Here is a 3,571-nt window from a genome sequence, read left to right as displayed (position 1 = left end):
CCTTGGCATGGTGCGCTACGGCATCAAGATCGAGCGCGCCCTCGGCATCTCGCACGGCGTGCAGCGGCAGATTGCGCGGACGATCAAACGCAACCACGAGCGCGCCTTCGAGCTATGGGACACCGGCATCATGGAGGCGCAGTTCATCGCTTCCGTCACGGCTGACCCGAAGCGTTTTTCCGCAGCTGATGCAAGGCAATGGGCGGCGTCCTTCGATTCCTGGGATATCGTCGACGGCGTCTCCGATCTCTTCGTCGATACGGACGCCTGGAAGGAACTGATCGAAGAGTTCGCGGCCGATGAGCGGGAATTCGTTCGGCGCACGGCCTTTGCCATGATGGCCTGGTCTGTCGTTCACCGGAAACAAGAGCCGGTAGCGACTTTCCTCGGCTTCCTGCCGATCATCGAAGCGCATGCCGCCGACAGCCGCAATTTCGTGAAGAAGGCCGTAAACTGGGCGCTTCGTTCGATCGGCAAACGCTCGATGGAGATGCATAGCGCTGCCCTTGCTGTCGCCGAACGGCTGGCGCAGTCGACCGACAAGACGGCGCGCTGGATCGGCAAGGACGCAGTGAGGGAGCTGACCAATGCCAAGACGCTCGAGCGTATCGCCGCCAGGAAAGGCTGACGGGGCGGAAATCAGCTTCTCGGAGGTGACGCGATCGACACGCACCGATTTCGAAAACCTGTTCGAGCAGCCGGGCGGGCCGAAATATTGCTGGTGCATGGCCTGGCGCAACCTTCCCAGCCGCGAGCATGTCTCGAACGACGAGAAGAAACGGGCCATCATTTCGCTCATCGAGGCCGATACACCCGTTGGCATCGTCGCCCACGTTGAAGGCAAAACCGTCGGCTGGTGCTCGGTTGCGCCGCGCCAGACCTATCGCCGGCTCTCCCGGCAGCAGGACGACAGCGAGACCGGCGTGTGGTCGATCGTCTGCTTCTATGTGCCAAGGGCCTTGCGCAGCGGCGGGCTGGCGTCGGCGCTGCTCGACGCGGCGATAGATCACGCCTTCGCCAAGGGCGCCGGCACGATCGAGGCGTACCCGGTCGATCAGGCGTCGCCGAGTTACAGTTTCATGGGCTTTCGCGACATGTTTGCCGCCCGTGGGTTCCGCGAGACCGGTATGGCCGGTTCTCGCCGACATGTGATGCGGCTCGAGCGTTGACGTCATTGGTGGCGGCGTCTTTACTTCAGATTCAAAGGACGCGGCCCATGAGCAACCATGTCAGATCAACCATAGTGCTCGCAGCTGCGTTGTGTGTCTCCGCTGCCGTCGATGCCTCGGCTGAGACCGCGCACATATTCTGGAAGGATCTGCGCCCGGCCACGCAATCCGCTGCCGAAAACGTCGGCCTGCCGATGATCGCTGCAAAATTGCCCGACCATGGCGAGACGCTGTCCGTCAATCTGCAGGACAAAAGCATTCAGCTAGCCGGCTATGCATTGCCTGTCGATCGCGACGGCGACCTTGTCTATCAGTTTCTGCTGGTGCCGTGGACAGGTGCCTGCAGCCACATGCCGACGCCGCCTCCCAACCAGATCGTCCTGGTCACGCCGGCTCAGCCCTACAAGATGTCGGAAGCCTATCAGCCGGTCGCCGTCACCGGAGCGCTGAAGCCGGACATGGAGAAGAGCCAGCTGTTCATCCTCGATGGCGTCAGCGTCATCCAATCCGGCTACACGATGCGCAAGGCAGAGGTGGCCGCCGTCGACAACGTGCCGGACACCATCACCTTGCCGGTGAACTCACCCTGGAGTTTCCTCAACAAAAAGAAGAACTAGGCGGGACGACCTTACGCAAGGCTAACTTCAAGCAGCGTTGGCACCCGATTCCTTGTCCAGTACCATGTAATCGAGCGGGATTTCGGTCGTGTACTTGATCTGCTCCATGGCGAAGGACGACGACACATCACGGATTTCGATCTTGGCGATCAGTCGCTTGTAGAAGGCGTCATAGGCGGCGATGTCGGGCACTACGACGCGCAGAAGATAGTCGACGTCGCCGCTCATGCGGTAGAACTCGACCACCTCGGGAAACTCCTGGATGACTTCCGAGAAACGCCGCAGCCATTCATGGCTGTGCGAATTGGTGCGGATCGACACGAAGACGGTGACGCGCACATTGACCTTTTCATGGTCGAGAATGGCAACGCGCCGCTTGATGACGCCCTCTTCCTCGAGCTTCTGGATGCGCCGCCAGCAAGGCGTCGTCGACAGGCCGACTTTCTTGGCGACGTCGGCGACCGCGAGTGTCGCATCCTCCTGCAAAAGGCGGAGGATTTTTCTATCAAGGCGGTCCATTTTTTGCTCCCTGGGGGAATAGATTGGCTATATTCCCCCTTATTTCGGCCTTTCACAAGAAAGAAATTCTGTCGATTGATGGAAAAGCGAGTGATTTCTTGCTGAAAGGTCAGCTAAGGCGATAGCGGATTTCCGAACGCAGAAAAGGCAGCAAATCCATTTCAAACCATGGATTCTTCTTCAGCCAGCCGATGTTGCGCCACGACGGATGCGGCAACGGCAGCACTTTCAGGCCGACGGAATTCTCCCAGATGGCGCGCCAGTCCATCACCGTTTCCGTCAGCGAGGGCCGGCGCGCCACACCCATGTGCCAGGACTGCGCGTAGATGCCGATCGTCAGCACCAGGTCGATCCGTGGCATCAAGGCCATCAAAGGCGCGCGCCAGGCCGGTGCACATTCGCGCCTCGGCGGCAGGTCTCCGCCCTTGGCGTCCTGGCCGGGAAAGCAGAAGCCCATCGGCACGATGGCGAATTTTTCGATGTCGTAGAATTCGTCGCTCGTCACATCAAGCCAACTGCGCAAGCGGTCGCCGGAGGCGTCGGTGAACGGCATACCCGATAGATGCACCTTGGTCCCCGGCGCCTGGCTGGCGATCAGGATGCGGGCGCTGGACGAGGGTCGCAACACAGGGCGTGGCTCGTGCGGCAACGGCTTGCCGACCGGGTTTTCCACGCAGATGCGGCAAGCGCGGACCGTCGCGGTGAAGCTTTCGAGTTCGACAGTCATACTCAGGCTGATGCGCTTGGTCGGCTGGAGACGGCCTGATGCCAGCGCAACACATTCGCGCATTCATCCGGCACCTTGATGCGTGCCGGCTTCATGAAGTCGACGGCGATCAGGCCGGTGATATCGGCGATCGAATAGCTGTCGCCGGCGATGAACTCCCGGCTGCCCAGTTCGACGTCCAGCAGCCTGAGGAACTCAACGGCCTTGGGCTTGTTTGCCTCACCCCATTCGGGGATCTGCGGGATTTCCCACTCCTTCATGGCCGGATGGATGTGGCGGAAAGCCTGCGCGACGCAACTGAGCAAGTTGAATTCCATCCGTCTCTGCCACATCTCGACCTGCGCCTTGCCGACTGCGCCACGCCCGAACAAAGCGGGCTCCGGATGCAGCTCCTCGAAGTAACGGCAGATGGCGACGGATTCGGTGATGACGGTGCCGTCGTCGAGTTCCAGTACCGGCAGACGCTGCAAGGGGTTGCGCGAGCTGACCGCCTGTTGTCTGTGCTCCAGCGCCCCCATGTCGATGGCCACCTGCGGAAC

At 60.9% G+C, this 3,571-nt stretch carries 6 protein-coding genes; 3 read left to right on the top strand and 3 right to left on the bottom strand.

Annotation, left to right across the window (positions count from 1 at the left end):
* The 3 genes from EN935_RS26740 to EN935_RS26730 form a co-directional block, all read left to right on the top strand.
* The coding region (locus EN935_RS26740) for a DNA alkylation repair protein (RefSeq protein WP_127373783.1) at nucleotides 1–628 on the top strand (628 nt) is incomplete at its 5' end.
* Nucleotides 588–1,169, top strand: coding sequence for a GNAT family N-acetyltransferase (locus EN935_RS26735; protein ID WP_127265451.1), 582 nt, complete (start codon nucleotides 588–590; stop codon nucleotides 1,167–1,169). The genes EN935_RS26740 and EN935_RS26735, both read left to right, overlap by 41 nt.
* A 47-nt stretch (nucleotides 1,170–1,216) precedes the next feature.
* Nucleotides 1,217–1,786 (top strand): DUF3299 domain-containing protein, encoded by a 570-nt coding sequence (locus EN935_RS26730; RefSeq protein ID WP_127265450.1) that lies wholly within the window; start codon nucleotides 1,217–1,219, stop codon nucleotides 1,784–1,786.
* 27 nt (nucleotides 1,787–1,813) lie between these two features.
* Here EN935_RS26730 and EN935_RS26725 read toward each other — a convergent pair whose 3' ends face one another.
* From EN935_RS26725 to EN935_RS26715, 3 genes are all read right to left on the bottom strand, one after another.
* Nucleotides 1,814–2,305 carry an Lrp/AsnC family transcriptional regulator gene (locus EN935_RS26725; protein ID WP_006205209.1) on the bottom strand — a complete coding sequence of 164 codons (492 nt, stop codon included), beginning with the start codon at nucleotides 2,303–2,305 and terminating at the stop codon, nucleotides 1,814–1,816.
* Between the two features lie 109 nt (nucleotides 2,306–2,414).
* Nucleotides 2,415–3,095 carry a uracil-DNA glycosylase family protein gene (locus EN935_RS26720; RefSeq protein WP_109671225.1) on the bottom strand — a complete coding sequence of 227 codons (681 nt, stop codon included), beginning with the start codon at nucleotides 3,093–3,095 and terminating at the stop codon, nucleotides 2,415–2,417.
* Nucleotides 3,035–3,571, bottom strand: a 537-nt coding sequence (locus tag EN935_RS26715; RefSeq protein WP_127373782.1) for a glutathione S-transferase N-terminal domain-containing protein, incomplete at its 5' end; no start/stop codon positions are given. The genes EN935_RS26715 and EN935_RS26720, both read right to left, overlap by 61 nt.

It is taken from the genome of Mesorhizobium sp. M7D.F.Ca.US.004.03.1.1, assembly GCF_003998635.1.
In the GTDB taxonomy this organism is placed as follows: Bacteria; Pseudomonadota; Alphaproteobacteria; order Rhizobiales; family Rhizobiaceae; genus Mesorhizobium; species Mesorhizobium loti.
This window is presented reverse-complemented; position numbering and strand designations above follow the sequence as displayed.